Origin of the sequence: Klebsiella sp. MS 92-3, from assembly GCF_000195655.1 — a bacterium.
GTDB lineage: Bacteria > Pseudomonadota > Gammaproteobacteria > Enterobacterales > Enterobacteriaceae > Klebsiella > Klebsiella pneumoniae.
Genome location: NZ_GL882850.1, coordinates 3,661 through 17,764, shown reverse-complemented (window position 1 = coordinate 17,764; position 14,104 = coordinate 3,661). Strand labels below are relative to the sequence as shown.

General features: G+C 57.0%; 11 protein-coding genes and 1 pseudogene. 5 read left to right on the top strand and 7 right to left on the bottom strand.

Translation table 11 applies throughout. The features are described 5' to 3' along the window. The 4 genes from HMPREF9538_RS05560 to nadC form a co-directional block, all read right to left on the bottom strand. Positions 1 to 708: type II secretion system F family protein (locus HMPREF9538_RS05560; RefSeq protein ID WP_009485989.1), on the bottom strand; the 708-nt coding region annotated here is incomplete at its 3' end. Beyond that, positions 698 to 2,083 carry a type II secretion system protein GspE gene (gspE, locus tag HMPREF9538_RS05565; protein WP_004145935.1) on the bottom strand — a complete coding sequence of 462 codons (1,386 nt, stop codon included), beginning with the start codon at positions 2,081 to 2,083 and terminating at the stop codon, positions 698 to 700. The genes gspE and HMPREF9538_RS05560, both read right to left, overlap by 11 nt. 10 nt (positions 2,084 to 2,093) lie before the next feature. After that, positions 2,094 to 2,525, bottom strand: a complete 432-nt coding sequence (gene ppdD / locus HMPREF9538_RS05570) for a prepilin peptidase-dependent pilin (RefSeq protein ID WP_002888683.1) — start codon at positions 2,523 to 2,525, stop codon at positions 2,094 to 2,096. A 181-nt stretch (positions 2,526 to 2,706) separates the two neighbouring features. Beyond that, the gene (gene nadC / locus HMPREF9538_RS05575) at positions 2,707 to 3,600 is read right to left on the bottom strand and encodes a carboxylating nicotinate-nucleotide diphosphorylase (protein WP_002888684.1); all 894 of its coding nucleotides are present in this window, start codon (positions 3,598 to 3,600) and stop codon (positions 2,707 to 2,709) included. 133 nt (positions 3,601 to 3,733) lie between these two features. Here nadC and ampD point away from each other — a divergent pair, with 133 nt between their 5' ends. Beyond that, a complete protein-coding gene (ampD, locus tag HMPREF9538_RS05580) occupies positions 3,734 to 4,297 on the top strand; it encodes a 1,6-anhydro-N-acetylmuramyl-L-alanine amidase AmpD (RefSeq protein ID WP_002888692.1) in 564 nt (187 codons plus the stop codon). Continuing rightward, complete coding sequence (gene ampE / locus HMPREF9538_RS05585) at positions 4,294 to 5,148, top strand: beta-lactamase regulator AmpE (protein WP_004177406.1); 855 nt, start codon at positions 4,294 to 4,296, stop codon at positions 5,146 to 5,148. The genes ampD and ampE overlap by 4 nt, the downstream gene beginning before the upstream one ends. A gap of 235 nt (positions 5,149 to 5,383) precedes the next feature. Here the strand turns inward: ampE and HMPREF9538_RS05590 are convergent, their stop codons facing one another. The 3 genes from HMPREF9538_RS05590 to aroP all read right to left on the bottom strand — a co-directional run bounded on the left by HMPREF9538_RS05590 (position 5,384) and on the right by aroP (position 9,295). Then, positions 5,384 to 6,334, bottom strand: coding sequence for a family 43 glycosylhydrolase (locus tag HMPREF9538_RS05590; protein ID WP_009485987.1), 951 nt, complete (start codon positions 6,332 to 6,334; stop codon positions 5,384 to 5,386). Further along, positions 6,334 to 7,740, bottom strand: a complete 1,407-nt coding sequence (locus HMPREF9538_RS05595; protein WP_004145929.1) for a glycoside-pentoside-hexuronide (GPH):cation symporter — start codon at positions 7,738 to 7,740, stop codon at positions 6,334 to 6,336. Before HMPREF9538_RS05595 ends, HMPREF9538_RS05590 begins: the two co-directional genes overlap by 1 nt. A 184-nt stretch (positions 7,741 to 7,924) precedes the next feature. Beyond that, positions 7,925 to 9,295 carry an aromatic amino acid transporter AroP gene (gene aroP, locus HMPREF9538_RS05600; RefSeq protein WP_004147090.1) on the bottom strand — a complete coding sequence of 457 codons (1,371 nt, stop codon included), beginning with the start codon at positions 9,293 to 9,295 and terminating at the stop codon, positions 7,925 to 7,927. A gap of 643 nt (positions 9,296 to 9,938) precedes the next feature. Between aroP and pdhR the strand changes: the two genes are divergently transcribed. The 3 genes and pseudogenes from pdhR to HMPREF9538_RS33030 form a co-directional block, all read left to right on the top strand. Beyond that, positions 9,939 to 10,718, top strand: a complete 780-nt coding sequence (gene pdhR / locus HMPREF9538_RS0128315) for a pyruvate dehydrogenase complex transcriptional repressor PdhR (protein WP_002888699.1) — start codon at positions 9,939 to 9,941, stop codon at positions 10,716 to 10,718. Between the two features lie 136 nt (positions 10,719 to 10,854). Continuing rightward, positions 10,855 to 13,518, top strand: a complete 2,664-nt coding sequence (aceE, locus tag HMPREF9538_RS05605) for a pyruvate dehydrogenase (acetyl-transferring), homodimeric type (protein ID WP_002888700.1) — start codon at positions 10,855 to 10,857, stop codon at positions 13,516 to 13,518. Between the two features lie 14 nt (positions 13,519 to 13,532). Next, positions 13,533 to 14,104, top strand: a pseudogene (locus HMPREF9538_RS33030) (biotin/lipoyl-containing protein); the annotation flags it as partial.

The window sequence follows — 14,104 nt, the reverse complement described above, 5'->3', positions numbered from 1 at the left end:
CCGCCGGATCAGCTGGTTGAGCAGCAGCGGGCTCAGCAGCGAGGCCAGCAGCAGCGGCCAGCCGCGACTTAGCATGTCGCCTGCCGCAACGACCATCCGCGTCATTAGCGGTAGCGGCGTACTGAACGTCTGGTAGATGGCGGTGAACTCGGGCAGGACAAAATAGAGCATCCCCAGCACCACCAACAGCGCCAGAGAGAGCACGATCAGCGGGTAGCGCAGCGCTTTTTTGACTTTGCTGGCGAGCCGCTGCTGCTCCTGCTGCTGATTCGCCAACTGCAGGCAGCAGATATCGAGCTTGCCCGTCAGTTCGCCGGTGCTAATCATCGCCAGATATAGTGGCGGAAAAGCCTGGGGCCACTGCGCCAGCGCGGCAGAGAACGCCACGCCCTGGGCCAGCTCGCGGCCCAGCGCCTCAAGCAGCGCCTGCCACTGGGCATGCGACTGCTGCTGCGCCAGCAGCGATAACCCTTCCGCCAGCGGCAGGCCGGCCTGCAGCAGGGTCGCCAGCTGGCGGATCGTTTCGCAACTGTAGCGCGGGTGCCAGAGGCTCTGCTTCACCGCACAGCGGCGTACAGCCAGCGGTATAACTCGCTGCTGTTGGAGGTGCTGCAGGACCTCCAGACGCTTGGTTTGCCATAGCATCCCCTGACAGGGGGCGCCCTGCACATCAATACCGCGCCAGCGCCAGAGACGCTTAGTCGCCATGGGGGATCCCCAGCACCCGCACCACCTCTTCGAGGCTGGTCAATCCCTGTTCGATAGCCTGACAGCCGCTTTCAAAAAGCGTCATCATCCCTGCGGCTCGCGCCAGAGATTCAATCTCAATGGCGTTAAGTCCCTGGACTATCCCCTGGCGTAGCCCGGGGGTAACAGGCAGCACTTCGAACAGCGCCAGCCGGCCGTAATATCCGTGGTAACAATGTTCGCAGCCCGCTGCCTGCCAGCGTGGCAGCGGGCGGGGCCACAGGCTGTGCGGCAGGTCGGCGGCGCTGCCGGCATTACGCCGACAGTGGGGACACAGCTTGCGGACCAGACGCTGGGCGATGACCAGCGAGAGCGCAGAGGAAATCATCCAGCGGGCGATGCCCATTTGCTGCAGGCGGGTCAGGGTTTCACTGGTGGAATTGGTGTGCAGGGTGGAGAGCACCAGATGACCGGTCTGGGCGGCTTTGAGCGCGATTTCAGCGGTCTCGGCATCGCGGATCTCGCCCACCATGACAATATCCGGATCCTGGCGTAACAGGGCGCGCAGCACACTGTGAAAAGTGAGTCCGGCGCGGGGATTGATTTGCGTCTGGTTCATCCCGGCGATGGGGATCTCCAGTGGATCCTCCACGCTACAGATATTCACTTGCTCACGGTTTCTGGCCTGCAGGGCGCTGTAGAGGGTCACCGTTTTCCCGCTTCCGGTTGGGCCGGTGACCAGCAGCAGACCCTGCGGCTGGTTCAGCGCCTGGCGAAAGGCCGCCAGCTGGGAGGATGAGAGTCCGAGTGCTTCCAGATCCAGCGCCTGGTCAACCTGATGCAGAAGGCGCAGGACAATCTTTTCGCCATAGCGGCAGGGCAGAGTGGCGATGCGAAAAGAGAGCGGTCGTCCCGCAAGATTCAGCGCGAACTGGCCATCCTGCGGTAAACGGTGCTCGGCGATATCGAGACTGGCCAGGACCTTGAGTCGCGCGATAACCGGTGCGGCCAGTTCGGGAGCCAGCAACGGTAGGGCGTGAAGGACGCCATCGACCCGCAGGCGGATGCGTAAGTGCGTTTCCGTGGGCTCGATATGAATATCAGACGCCCGCTGACGCAAGGCCTGTTCGAGGATCTGGTTGACCCGTTCGGCGATATTTTCCGGCCCGTCGTTCTGCGCCAGTTGCGCCTGCTTTTCCTGGGCCTGCAGACGCTTATCCATCTGCTCCTGGCTCCAGCATTCAATGTCGATCCGCTTTTGCGTCGCGAAGCGTAGCGCCTCCATTAACTCCGCCGGCGGGGTATTAACCACCGCAATAGAGATTGTCTGTTCATCGCTATGCAGCAGCATGGCGTGGTAGCGACGGCAGAGGGGGATCAGCTGTTCTGTTTTCATGCATTAGCCCTCACTTCACCCGGAAAACGTCTTCGCAGGCCTGCTGAAGCGCGCTATTGCCGGTGATGGTGCAGACGCGCTGCCAGCCGGTGACGCCCTCGGCATTGTCCCAGGTCGGCGTCAGGGTGACCCCCAGTCCGTTCAGACTCTCCTGACCGGTGAGGGTGACGACCCCTTTGGCCACGCTCATGGCGGAGAGGTAGCGCGTGGTTGTCGGCGAGGGAATGCCGTTGCTGCCGCCGTCGCATGGCGTTAGGCCGCCATGATCGAGCGCGCAAAGTTCGATGGCTGTCCGGTAAGGGACAAAGGTCTGCAGCAGGTCGGTGAGGGCGGCTTTACGCAGGTAGTTCTGGTAGGCCGGGATGCCGATGGCGCTAAGAATGGCGATGATTCCGATAACCACCATCAGTTCAATCAGGGTAAAACCTCGTTGTTTATCCATAAGTCGCTCCTTGTTGTGACAGGAGCACTGTGAAGGGATTGAGGGGCGCAGGCGAGGGGGCGAAAACGATCCGGGAAAGCGGGTTCCAGGGTTTTTATCTGGATTTCATGGTGAACACGGGCGACTGCGAGGCGGGCCGCAAATTCAGGCCTTCACGCCCGGAAGCGTGAAGGCCTGTTGCTCAGCGGAAGCGCATCGACAGGTCGAGCGCCTGCACATGTTTGGTCAGGGCGCCGACGGAAATATAGTCGACGCCGGTATCGGCGAATTCGCGGATGGTGTCAAAGGTAACGTTGCCGGAGACCTCCAGCGCCGCCTGGCCTGCGGTAATTTTCACCGCCTCGCGCATCAGATCGGTGGTGAAGTTATCGAGCATAATGATATCGGCCCCGGCTTTTAACGCCTGCTCCAGTTCATCCAGGGTTTCCACTTCCACTTCCACCGGCACATCAGGATGCAGCCAGAACGCCTTTTCCACTGCCTGACGGATCGATCCGGAGGCGATAATGTGGTTTTCTTTAATCAGGAACGCGTCGAACAGGCCCAGTCGATGGTTGGCGCCGCCGCCGCAGAGTACCGCGTATTTCAGCGCGGTACGCAGCCCTGGCAGCGTTTTGCGCGTATCCAGCAGTTGGGTTTTGGTGCCGGCGAGCAGGTCGACATAGCGACGGACGACGCTGGCGACGCCGGAGAGGGTTTGCACAAAGTTCAGCGCCGTGCGTTCGCCGGTGAGCAGAATACGCGACGGGCCTTCCAATTCGAACAGCGGCTGGTCGGCTTTGACCGCATCGCCGTCGGCCACGTGCCAGGTGATATTCACGTCGTCACCGGCGAGCTGAATAAAGACCTCTTCCACCCAGCGTTTGCCACAGAAGACGCCATCTTCACGAGTAATGACCACCGCATGGGAGCGTGCATCCTGCGGCAATAATTGCGCGCTAATATCGTTGTTGGCGTCGACTTCGCCGCCCAGATCTTCCCGCAGGGAGTGTGCGACAGCATCGGTAATATCGAGATTAATACGTTCCAGCAGCACGTCACGGCGGCGGTCGGGGTTGTAACGACGAGGCGACATGATAAAGCTCCAGATAGATAAGATTCAGAAGTGGGAAACATGCTAACCTGAACGACGTTTCAGTACCATACACACTTCATCCTTTGGGCCGGCGTGTGGCCCGGAAGCATGAGTTCGCGAAAGGAGATCCCGCATGCAGTTGAACGAGGGGTGGTTGGTCGGCGCGCGTCGGGTTCCCTCGCCGCACCATGACTGCCGTCCGGATGAAGAGACCCCTTCCTTACTGGTGGTGCATAACATTAGCCTGCCACCGGGGGAATTTGGTGGTCCGTGGATTGATGCGCTGTTCACTGGTACCCTGGATCCGCACGCGCATCCTTTCTTTGCCGAGATTGCTCATCTGCGCGTTTCGGCGCATTGTCTGATTCGCCGTGATGGCGAAATCGTGCAGTATGTGCCTTTCGATAAGCGGGCGTGGCATGCGGGCGTCTCCTGTTATCAGGGACGCGAACGCTGCAATGACTTTTCCATCGGCATAGAGCTGGAAGGCACCGATACTCTGGCGTATACCGACGCGCAGTACCGGCAGCTGGCGGCGGTGACGGATCTGCTGATCGCGCTTTATCCGGCTATCGCCGAAAACATTGCGGGCCACAGCGATATCGCGCCCGTGCGGAAAACCGATCCAGGACCGGCCTTTGACTGGATAAAATACCGTGCGCTGCTCAGCGCCCCGTCAGAAAAGGAGACCTCATGACGCTGTTTACGACGCTGTTGGTGCTTATCGCCGAACGGCTGTTTAAGCTGGGCGAACACTGGCAGCTTGATCATCGGCTGGAGGTGGCGTTTCGCCGGATAAAACATTTCTCGTTACCGGGCACGCTGCTGATGACGCTGGTGGCTGTCGCGGTCGTGTATATCATTCAGCGTCTGCTGCAGGGGCAGCTGTTTAACATACCGCTGCTGGTGTTCTGGATTTTACTGGGCCTGCTATGCATTGGCGCCGGCAAAGTTCGGCTGCACTACCATGCCTATCTGAAAGCGGCGTCGCGCAATGACAGTCGCGCCTGCGATGCCATGGCCAGCGAGCTGACACTTATTCACGGCGTGCCGCCGGGCTGTGATGAGCGTGAGTACCTTAGCGAACTGCAAAATGCGCTGCTGTGGATTAACTATCGATACTATCTGGCGCCGCTTTTCTGGTTTGTCGTGGGGGGCGCCTGGGGCCCGCTGACGCTTATCGCCTACAGCGTACTGCGCGCCTGGCAGACATGGCTGGCGCGCTACCAGACGCCGCACCACCGGTTGCAGTCCGGGATCGATGGTATCCTGCATATTGTGGACTGGCTGCCGGTGCGTCTGGTGGGGGTGGTCTATGCCCTGGTGGGCCATGGTGAAAAAGCGCTCCCGGCGTGGTTTGCTTCGCTGGGCGACCGCCATTCGTCGCAGTATCAGGTGTTGACCCGTCTGGCGCAGTATTCCCTGGCCCGTGAGCCGCACGTGGATAAAGTAGCGACGCCGAAGGCTGCGGTATCGATGGCTAAGAAGACTTCGCTGGTGGTAGTGGTGATTATGGCGCTGCTGACGATTTACGGTACCCTGGTTTAACGGCCTGAGCCCGCGCGCTGCCTGCCACGATGTACGTACCTGCGGGGCTTTTGTTGCCTGATGGCGCTGCGCTTATCCGGCCTGGCGAGTCACCCGCAGGCTCACGTCACGTAGGCCCGGCAAGCAACAGCGCCGCCGGGCGATATATCAGACGCCGTGCTGGTCATGTTGCCGGGTGGCGGCTTCGCCTGACCCGGCCTGGAGAACCCGCGCCAGCGGGTAACATTCCGAACCGCTACAGCGTATCCGCCGGTGGAATACCGAAGTCGGGCATCCCGTCTTCCCGCCAGCTGACCAGCTTTAACCGCGTATGGCGATTGGGATCATACAGCGGGTCGCCTTCTATCTCGGTGTAATTCCGCGCGTGATACACCAGCACATCTTCCCCTTTCGGCGTTTGGGTAAAACTATTATGACCTGGGCCATACTGGCGGTTTTCATAGCTGGTGCGGAACACCGGCTGCGGAGCTTTATGCCAGTTTGCCGGCTGCAGCGGATCGGCCTGCCGGTCGATCCATAACAACCCCATGCAGTAGTTTTCATCGGTGGCGCTGGCGGAATAGCTGATAAATAGCTTATCGCCATGCATCAGTACCGCAGGCCCTTCGTTGACCTTAAATCCCCGGCACTCCCAGTCGAACTCCGGCTTGCTCAGCATGACCGGCTCGCCTTTTAACGTCCACGGGTTAGCCATTTCGGCGAGATACAGGTTTGAGTTGCCTTCGATATGCGGGGATTTTTGCGCCCACAGATACCAGCGTTTCCCCTGATGGGTAAAAGTGGTGGCATCGAGGGCGAAGGTATCGAAAGGCGTGACCACCTGGCCTTTTTCCTGCCAGCGGCCGGTCAGCGGATCGCTGTCAGCGCACTCGAGAACGAACATGCGATGCTGGAACATCCCCAGCGCATCCAGATCGTGAGTATGGGTGGCGGCAAAATAGATATACCACTTACCGTCTATTTCATGCAGCTCCGGCGCCCAAATCAGTTGGCTCATCGGCCCGCTTTGCGGCGCGCGCCAAACCACGACCGGCTCAGCATCGCGTAATCCTTCAAGGGTTACCGCGCGCCGGATCTCCAGCCGGTCGTATTCCGGCACCGAGGCAATAAAGTAGTAGTGGCTAAGATGGCGCAGGATAAAGGGGTCTGCACGCTGTTCAATAAAGGGGTTTGGCCAGTTGTTCATCAGGCTTTCCTTACGTGTTCACTGGTTTTCAGTTCCTGGTATTCGTTCAGCTCGCTGTAGTTGCTGCGGCGCTTCTCCAGATCGCTCTGAATCTGGCGCATCAGGGTACGGTCAACCTTCAGCAGGCGCACCACGCCGGCGGTGATCAGATAGCCGACGCCGGGAATGACTGAGAATAGCAGCACGATACCGTTCAGCGCGGAGGCGCTTTGCGCTTTCGCGCCGGCGTCGTAGCCGTACCATGACAGCAGGAAACCGACCATTGCCCCGGCGACCGCCAGGCCGACCTTCAGGAAGAACAGATTACCGGAGAAGCTGATACCGGTGATGCGCTTGCCGGTTTTCCATTCGCCGTAGTCATCAACGTCGGACATTAGCGACCAGTGTAGCGGGGAAGGGATTTGATGCAGAATGTTGAGCAGGAAGTAGAGCACCATAATCAGCGTGGTGGCGTGTGGATTAAAGAAATAGAAGGCGCAGGAGAACACGGCCAGCACGATATTGGTCCAGAAGAAAACCTGCAGTTTGCACCAGCGGTCGGTCAGGACTTTCGCCAGCATGCTGCCAATCATCATCCCAACTACGCCGAGGCTGATAAACAGGGTGGCAAAATGGGTGCTTTGTCCCATCACCCAGGTGACGTAGTACATGGTGGCGGCCATGCGGATAAAGCCCGGACAGACGTTGCACAGCGTGAGCAGCAGGATGCGCACCCACTGGTCATTTTTCCAGACGTCTTTCAGATCTTTTTTCAGTTCGTCATTCGTCTGCACCGCCGGGCGGATACGTTCGCGCACGGTGGCGAAGCAGAACAGGAACATACACATACCGATAAAGGCCAGCACGGTCATCGCCATCTGGTAGCCCTTCGCTTTATCGGCGCCGCCGAACCAGTCGGCCATTGGCAGCAGCGTCAATGACAGCAGGAGCGTGGCGATACCCACCATGACGAAACGATAAGACTGGCAGGCAACACGCTCTTTCGGATCGGCGGTCATCACCGTTCCCAGCGAGCAGTAGGGAATATTAATCGCGGTATAGGTAATCGACAGCAGAAAGTAGGTCACAAACGCATAGATGACTTTGCTATTGTAGGTCCACTCAGGAGTGGTGAACATCAGGACGCTGAACAGGGCGTAGGGGAAGGCGATCCACAGCAGCCATGGACGAAAGCGACCATATTTACTACGGGTGCGGTCGGCAAGAGCGCCCATGATAGGGTCGGTTACCGCATCGATGACTCGCACCGAGAGCAGAAGTACGCCGACCAGCGCCGGCGCCAGTCCGAATATATCAGTGTAAAAATAGTTCACAAACAGCATGATGGCGCCAAAGATAATATTGCATCCGGCATCACCCATCCCGTAACCAATCTTTTCTCTTATTGAAAGCGTGTTCTCTGCCATGTGCGGTCTCTCCGTTGCAGTATGGAGAGAATTATTGGCTGCGGTTGGCAGAAATACGTTGCAGGAACTCGTTGACGATATGGATAAATAAGCTATGGAGGGGAAAGTGTGAAGCAGATAACAATGCTCTGCACCCATTATTCAGGGGAGGGCGCAGAGCAAAGTGAAGTATTGATGAGATGTATTATTGTGCTTTTATGGTGGCGGCGGCTTTCTCTTTAAACAGGTAGCCCACGCCCAGCACCGCAATCCATACCGGGATCAGCCAGACGGAAATCGCCATCCCCGGGGTCATCAGCATAATCACCAGCACCGCCGCCATAAACAGCAGGCACAGCCAGTTGCCCAGCGGATAGAAGAGGGCCGGGAAACGCGTGACCACGCCCTGCTGCTTTTTGGCGCGACGGAATTTCATATGCGCGAGGCTGATCATCGCCCAGTTGATGACCAGGGCTGAGACCACCAGCGCCATCAGCAGACCGAAAGCAGATTCAGGCGCCAGGTAGTTGATCAGCACGCACAGCGCAGTGACCAGGGCCGAGACGAGAATGGTATTCACCGGCACGCCGCGTTTGTCGACGCTGAGCAGCGCTTTTGGCGCGTTGCCCTGCTGAGCAAGGCCGAACAGCATACGGCTGTTGCAGTACACGCAGCTGTTATAAACCGACAGCGCTGCCGTCAGCACCACCACGTTCAGAGCGTTTGCCACCAGCGTATCGCCAAGCTCATGGAAGATCAGGACGAACGGACTGGTGTCCGCGGTGACGCGGGTCCACGGCAGCAGGGAGAGCAGCACCGCCAGCGAACCAACATAGAAGATCAGAATACGGTAAATAACCTGATTGGTGGCTTTAGGAATGCTTTGCTCCGGATTATCCGCTTCCGCGGCGGTGATCCCCACCAGCTCCAGGCCGCCAAAGGAGAACATGATGATCGCCATCATCATCACCAGCCCGTAAAAGCCGTGCGGCAGGAAGCCCCCCTGGTCCCACAGGTTACGTACCGTCGCCTGCGGGCCGCCGTTGCCGCTGAACAGCAGCCAGCCGCCGAACAAAATCATCGCCACTACGGCGACCACTTTGATAATCGCGAACCAGAATTCCATTTCACCGAACACTTTGACATTGGTCAGGTTAATGGCGTTGATGGCGATGAAGAAGACCGCCGCCGAGGCCCAGGTAGGGATTTCCGGCCACCAGAACTGGATATATTTGCCAACGGCGGTCAGTTCCGCCATGGCCACCAGGACATACAGTACCCAGTAGTTCCAGCCGGAGGCGAAGCCGGCAAAACCGCCCCAGTATTTGTAAGCAAAGTGGCTAAATGAGCCGGCCACCGGCTCTTCCACCACCATTTCGCCCAGCTGACGCATGATCAGGAAAGCGATAAAACCGGCGATAGCGTAACCAAGAATGATACCCGGGCCGGCGGACTGAATGACGGACGCGCTCCCCAGAAACAGGCCGGTGCCGATAGCCCCGCCCAGCGCGATGAGCTGAATGTGACGGTTTTTCAGGCCGCGCTTCAGCCGATCGCCGTGCTGTTGACCTTCCATATGAAACCTCGTGTGTGGTTATTTTTTGTGTACGTCATCCGTCAGGTTGCTGCTTCACTGCTGTCCCTGCCTGAAAGCATAGCCAGCGAAAATTTGGGCGAAGTGGCCCACTTTTTACCCGAGTGATGGCGCGCACATATTGTTGTGTTTGTGTATTTTGGAACTTCCGTTTCTGTATTGTTTTGTTTACGGAAGGCTGTGTGGTAATTCCGAAAAAGGCCTTTCGTCTCCGGCAGAATAGTGGTAAGCGCGTTTGAATGCACCTGCTTTATGAAGGGATGATGACGATGTGTCTAAAAAGACATCAATAGTCACAATCTGTCGTATTTTGATGCATGCTGTTTTGTCATTATTTATTCACTGTAAGTGACTCTGCATTCATTTATTGCAGCGTTGAATCGGTTCAGAAAGCGTAATTTTTCGTTTCTATAAAGTTAAGGCTACCTCTTTGTGAGTAAACGTAACATTTGTGCAAGGTTACATTTCTGAAATGTTATTTCTGTAAGGTTGTTAAAATGTCCCGGGTTTACTGATTTCAATCAAAACCTGTATGGACAGAAGGTGAATACTTTGTTACTTTAGCGCTACGAACTTTAAATTGGTAAGACCAATTGACTCCGGGCTAATGGCAGAGACAGGGAATATGGCCTACAGCAAAATCCGCCAACCAAAATTATCCGATGTGATAGAGCAGCAGCTGGAGTTTCTGATTCTTGAGGGGACCTTGCGCCCCGGTGAAAAACTCCCGCCAGAACGCGAACTGGCTAAACAGTTCGACGTTTCCCGCCCCTCGCTGCGTGAGGCGATTCAACGCCTCGAAGCCAAGGGCTTGTTGCTTCGTCGTCAGGGAGGTGGAACGTTTGTTCAGAGCCGCCTGTGGCAGAGCTTCAGCGATCCGCTGGTTGAGCTGCTGTCCGATCACCCTGAATCCCAATTCGATCTGCTTGAGACCCGTCACGCGCTGGAAGGCATCGCGGCCTATTACGCGGCGCTGCGCAGCAATGATGAGGATCGCGACCGTATCCGTGAGCTGCATCAGGCTATTGAACGCGCTCAGCAGTCGGGCGATTTGGACGCTGAGTCCGGCGCCGTCGTCCAGTATCAAATCGCCGTCACCGAGGCGGCACACAATGTGGTGTTGCTTCATCTGCTAAGGTGTATGGAGCCGATGTTGGCGCAAAACGTGCGTCAGAACTTTGAATTGCTGTATGCCCGGCGGGAAATGCTCCCGTTGGTCAGCAACCATCGCACTCGCATTTTCGAGGCGATAATGGCCGGGGAGCCGGAGCAGGCGCGTGAAGCGTCGCACCGTCACCTGGCGTTCATTGAGGAAATTTTGCTGGATCGTAGTCGTGAGCAGAGCCGTCGAGAGCGCTCACTGCGTCGTTTACAGCAACGAAAGGACGAGAACTCCGGTTCTTAAGCGCCATTTTTAGAGCGCGGCAACTAAACGCAGAACCTGTCTTATTGAATTTTTGGTTGTTCCAGCGTGAAGAACGAAGAGTTCAATGGGACAGGTTCCAGATTAATCAACGATTAGATAGATAAGGAATACCCCCATGTCAGAACGTTTACACAATGACGTGGATCCGATCGAAACTCGCGACTGGCTACAGGCGATCGAATCGGTCATCCGTGAAGAAGGTGTTGAGCGCGCTCAGTATCTGATTGACCAACTCCTTTCTGAAGCCCGTAAAGGCGGAGTGAAGGTTGCTGCAGGCGCTTCCGCCGGCAACTACGTCAACACTATTGCCGTTGAAGATGAGCCGGAATACCCGGGCAATCTGGATCTGGAACGTCGCATTCGTTCTGCGATTCGCTGGAACGCCATCATGACCGTTCTGCGCGCGTCGAAAAAAGATCTCGAACTGGGCGGCCACATGGCGTCCTATCAGTCTTCCGCGACCTTCTACGAAGTCTGCTTCAACCACTTCTTCCGCGCGCGCACTGAGAAAGATGGCGGCGATCTGGTGTACTTCCAGGGTCACATCTCTCCGGGCGTATATGCACGTGCGTTCCTGGAAGGCCGTCTGACCGAAGAGCAGATGGACAACTTCCGCCAGGAAGTTCACGGCAAGGGTCTGTCCTCTTATCCGCACCCGAAACTGATGCCGGAATTCTGGCAGTTCCCGACCGTATCCATGGGTCTGGGGCCGTTGGGCGCTATCTATCAGGCCAAATTCCTGAAATATCTGGAACACCGCGGTCTGAAAGACACCTCCGAACAAACCGTTTACGCCTTCCTGGGCGACGGCGAGATGGATGAGCCGGAATCAAAAGGCGCTATCACCATCGCCACCCGTGAAAAACTGGACAACCTGGTCTTCGTCATCAACTGCAACCTGCAGCGTCTGGACGGCCCGGTCACCGGTAACGGCAAAATCATTAACGAACTGGAAGGCATCTTCGGTGGTGCTGGCTGGAACGTTATCAAGGTTATCTGGGGCGGCCGTTGGGATGAGCTGCTGCGTAAAGACACCAGCGGTAAGCTGATTCAGCTGATGAACGAAACCGTTGACGGCGACTACCAGACCTTCAAATCCAAAGACGGCGCTTACGTTCGTGAGCACTTCTTCGGCAAATATCCGGAAACCGCTGCCCTGGTCGCTGACTGGACTGACGAGCAGATCTGGGCTCTGAACCGCGGTGGTCACGATCCGAAGAAAGTCTACGCTGCATTGAAGAAAGCGCAGGAGACCAAAGGTCAGCCGACCGTGATCCTGGCGCATACCATTAAAGGTTATGGTATGGGCGATACCGCTGAAGGTAAGAACATCGCGCACCAGGTTAAGAAAATGAACATGGACGGTGTTCGCTACGTCCGCGATCGTTTCAATGTGCCGGTGGCGGATGCCGATCTCGAAAAACTGCCGTACGTAACCTTCCCGGAAGGTTCCGAAGAGCACACTTACCTGCACGCTCAGCGTCAGAAGCTGAACGGCTATCTGCCGACTCGTCAGCCTAAGTTCACTGAGAAACTCGAGCTGCCGACCCTGGCCGACTTCAGCGCGCTGCTGGAAGAGCAAAACAAAGAAATCTCTACCACTATCGCTTTCGTTCGCGCCCTGAACGTGATGCTGAAGAACAAGTCGATCAAAGATCGTCTGGTGCCGATCATCGCCGACGAAGCGCGTACCTTCGGTATGGAAGGTCTGTTCCGTCAGATCGGTATTTACAGCCCGAACGGCCAGCAGTATACCCCGCAGGACCGTGAGCAGGTTGCTTACTACAAAGAAGACGAGAAAGGCCAGATTCTGCAGGAAGGGATCAACGAGCTGGGCGCAGGCGCATCCTGGCTGGCTGCTGCGACCTCTTACAGCACCAACAACCTGCCGATGATCCCGTTCTACATCTACTACTCGATGTTCGGCTTCCAGCGTATCGGCGATCTGTGCTGGGCGGCTGGCGATCAGCAGGCTCGCGGCTTCCTGATTGGCGGGACTTCCGGTCGTACTACCCTGAACGGCGAAGGTCTGCAGCACGAAGATGGTCACAGCCACATTCAGTCGCTGACTATCCCGAACTGTATCTCTTACGACCCGGCGTACGCCTATGAAGTGGCTGTCATCATGCATGATGGTCTGGTCCGTATGTACGGCGAAGCGCAAGAGAACGTTTACTACTACATCACTACGCTGAACGAAAACTACCACATGCCGGCCATGCCGGAAGGCGCCGAGGAAGGTATCCGTAAAGGTATCTACAAACTCGAAACCATCGAAGGTAGCAAAGGTAAAGTTCAGCTGCTGGGCTCCGGTTCTATCCTGCGTCACGTGCGTGAAGCAGCGCAGATCCTGGCGAAAGACTACGGCGTGGGTTCCGACGTGTATAGCGTTACCTCCTTCACCGAACTGGCGCGTGATGGCCAGGATTGCGAACGCTGGAACATGCTGCACCCGCTGGAAACCCCGCGCGTGCCGTATATCGCTCAGGTAATGAACGACGCTCCGGCAGTGGCATCCACTGACTATATGAAACTGTTCGCTGAGCAGGTTCGTACTTACGTACCGGCTGATGATTACCGCGTACTGGGTACCGATGGCTTCGGTCGTTCCGACAGCCGTGAAAACCTGCGTCACCACTTCGAAGTCGATGCTTCCTATGTGGTCGTAGCAGCGCTGGGCGAACTGGCTAAACGTGGTGAAATCGATAAGAAAGTGGTGGCTGACGCTATCGCGAAATTCGACATCGATGCAGAAAAAGTTAACCCGCGTCTGGCGTAAGAGGTAAAAGAATAATGGCTATCGAAATCAAAGTACCGGACATCGGGGCTGATGAAGTTGAAATCACCGAGATCCTGGTCAAAGTTGGCGACAAAGTAGAAGCTGAACAGTCGCTGATCACCGTAGAAGGCGACAAAGCCTCTATGGAAGTCCCGTCTCCGCAGGCTGGCGTCGTGAAAGAGATTAAAGTCTCCGTCGGCGACAAAACCGAGACTGGCAAACTGATTATGATTTTCGATTCCGCCGAGGGTGCAGCCGCCGCTGCACCTGCGCAGGAAGAGAAGAAAGAAGCCGCTCCGGCCGCCGCTGCTCCAGCGGCTGCCGCGGCAGCGAAAGAAGTTCACGTCCCGGATATCGGCGGCGATGAAGTCGAAGTCACCGAGATCATGGTTAAAGTGGGCGACACCATCGCCGCTGAGCAATCCCTGATCACCGTAGAAGGCGATAAAGCCTCTATGGAAGTTCCGGCGCCGTTCGCCGGTACCGTCAAAGAGATCAAAATCAATACCGGCGATAAAGTTTCCACCGGCTCCCTGATTATGATCTTCGAAGTGGCGGGGGCCGCGCCCCCCCCCCCCCCCCCCCC